Below are 2,465 nucleotides of genomic sequence, written 5' to 3'. Positions count from 1 at the left end.
TCTTTCCAACACTCACACTCTCTCTCCCCCTCAATCTTTGTCCCCCCCCCAATCGAGCCTTCAGTAGCGGGGACAGGATTTGAACCTGCGACCTCTGGGTTATGAGCCCAGCGAGCTACCGAGCTGCTCCACCCCGCGTCGGTAAACCTGACTCTACGCGAGCACGGCGAGCAGATGCAAATCGGTTAACCGGCCGGGGCCGGCCCCCACGAGCAGCCGTGCCACGGGTCTACGCGGATAGCTCCTCGGCCAGAGCCTCGCGCAGCCGCGCCGCGCGCTCCGAGACCTCGGCCGGGCCCAGCTCCATGGCCCGGACGCACCACTTCTGCCCTTCCGTCAGATCGCCCTGGCGAGCCGCGAGCAGGCCCAGCCGCAGCGCGGCCCGCCCGTGCCCGGCCACGGCCGCACGGGTCCACCACAGCGCCGCCTCCGGCTCGTTGCCCTCGCGCGCCAGGAGCAGCCCCAGGTTGAACGCCCCGTTCCGGGAGCCGGCCTCGGCCGCCTCCCGGTACCAGCGCGCGGCGACGCCCAGCTCGCCCCGCGCCGCGGCCAGCATGCCGACCCGGACCTGCGCGCGCCGGTGCCCCAGCTCCGCCGCACGCTCGTACCACTCCTCGCTCTCGGTCCGCGCGGCTCCGCCGACCGGCTCGCCCAGCGCCACCGGCTCCGGCGGTGGAGCCAGCGATTCGAGCAGCGCGGCCAGCCGGAAGGCCGCCTCCGCGCTGCCGCCGCCCGCCGCGCAGCGCAGGTGCCGTTCCGCCGCCCGGTCCTCGCCGTCGCGGACCAGCGCGATGCCGACCTGGAGCGCGGCGTCGGTGTGTCCCGCCGACGCCGCGCGCTCGTACCACTTCAGCGCCGTCCGGTCCTCGTCCCGGCTGGCGAACAGGATCCCGAGGTTGAAGGCGGCGTCCACGCTGCCCGCCTCGGCCGCCTTGGAGAACCACGGCTCCGCGCCCGCCGCGTCCCCGCCCTGGAGCAGCAGGATGGCCAGCGCGTTGGCCGCCTCGCGGTGGCCCGCGTAGGCCGCGCGCCGGTACCACTGCTCCGACTGCGCGGTCCGCTCCTGCGCGGCGCACAGCAGCGCGAGGTTGTACGCCCCGTTCTGGTCGCCCGCGTCCATCGCGGCCCGGTACCACTTCTCCGCCGTCTGGGTCTCGCCCCGGGCGGCGTGCAGCGCGCCCAGTGCGTTCGCCGCGTTGCCGTCGCCGTCCTGGGCGGCCCGCAGCCACCAGCTGGCCGCGTTCTCCTCGTCGCCGGCGTCGCGCAGCAGGAAGCCGAGCGCGCACGCCGCCCGCGGCTCGCCCTGCTTGGCGGAGGTCAGGTACCAGCGCCCGGCCTCCTTGAGCTCGCCGCGCGCCTCCAGCAGGGCGCCCAGGTGCAGCCCGGCGCGCCGGTGGCCCCGCGCGGCGGCCTGCCGGTACCACTGCTCGGCCTCGGCCGGGTCGCCCTTCCTCAGGTGCCGGGCCAGGCGGTACGCGGCCTCGCGGTGCCCCTGCTCCGCCGCCGCCCGGAACCACCGCTCGACACCCTTGTCCCCGCGGTGCTCCAGCAGGTCCGCGAGTCCGTACGCTCCGAGGGCGTGGCCGGATTCCGCGGCCTGCCGCATCCAGTACTCGGCCGCGGGCTCGTCCCCGCGCTCGCGGTAGTGGCGGCCCAGGGCGTGCGCGGCCGGAGCCGATCCGGCTACGGCGGCCACGCGCCACCAGCCGGCGGCCTCTTCGGGGTAGCCGCGCTGGTGCAGGAGCACGCCGAGGTTGTTGGCGGCCGCGCGGTCGCCCTCCGCGGTGGCCCCGCGCAGGTACGGCTCGGCTCCGGCCAGGTCGCCCCGGCGCAGCAGGAGCGCCCCGAGCACGCTCATCGCGCCCGGGTCCCCCTTGTCGGCGGCGACCCTGTGACGGGCCTCCAGCTCGGCGTCGCTGGCGGCGTCGGTCAGCGCGAAGGCTTCGTCGTCGAACACGTCGTCGGCCGGAACCGTCCGCGTGATCGGCGCGGCCGCCGTGGTCCGCGGGGACTGCGTGGTCATCGCAGTCCTCGCGTCAACAGCTTGCGCCGCCCCATCGGACTCCGTACCCGATTCGGCTTCCGCCCTCACAAACCGCCCTGTCTCCAGCAGAGTTGACCTGTCCCCCATAAATCCCATCGTCGCATCACCTGCTACCCGCGTACACCTGGTATGTCGCAGCCAGTGAGGTCACTACAGCGTTTTGTCGACATGCCCACAGAGAGACAAGTCAAACACGCCCGGACCCCAACTCACCCACCCCAGCGACCCCGTGTCCGCCACGTGTTCCCCACACGCCCGTCACGCATCCACCCCCGGCATCCACCCCGGACATGACGAAGGCCCGGATCCATCGGATCCGGGCCGAGCGGTTGCGTTGGGGGGGCCCGGTTTTGTGGGGTATAAACCACAGAAGCAGCCCGCGGAGATATTGGGGTTTTTGACGGTGGGGGGGGGGGGATTA

At 73.8% G+C, this 2,465-nt stretch carries 1 protein-coding gene and 1 tRNA gene; both read right to left on the bottom strand.

Annotated elements, in window-relative coordinates; all coding sequences use genetic code 11:
• Positions 1–64: 64 nt before the first annotated feature.
• Positions 65–138 (bottom strand) — tRNA-Met (locus tag ACFXDJ_RS25820).
• Between the two features lie 91 nt (positions 139–229).
• Positions 230–2,140, bottom strand: a complete 1,911-nt coding sequence (locus tag ACFXDJ_RS25815) for a tetratricopeptide repeat protein (RefSeq protein ID WP_384850379.1) — start codon at positions 2,138–2,140, stop codon at positions 230–232.
• Positions 2,141–2,465 lie beyond the last annotated feature (325 nt).

Source organism: Streptomyces sp. NPDC059443, assembly GCF_042750105.1.
Classification (GTDB): domain Bacteria; phylum Actinomycetota; class Actinomycetes; order Streptomycetales; family Streptomycetaceae; genus Streptomyces.
Note: the sequence above shows the minus strand (reverse complement) of the source record. Positions and strands in the feature narration are given on the sequence as shown.

What these genes read in the sequence shown, in the direction of transcription:
- ACFXDJ_RS25815 (WP_384850379.1), bottom strand. Translation starts at nt 2,140, where the DNA reads ATGGGATTTATGGGGGACAGGTCAACTCTGCTGGAGACAGGGCGGTTT.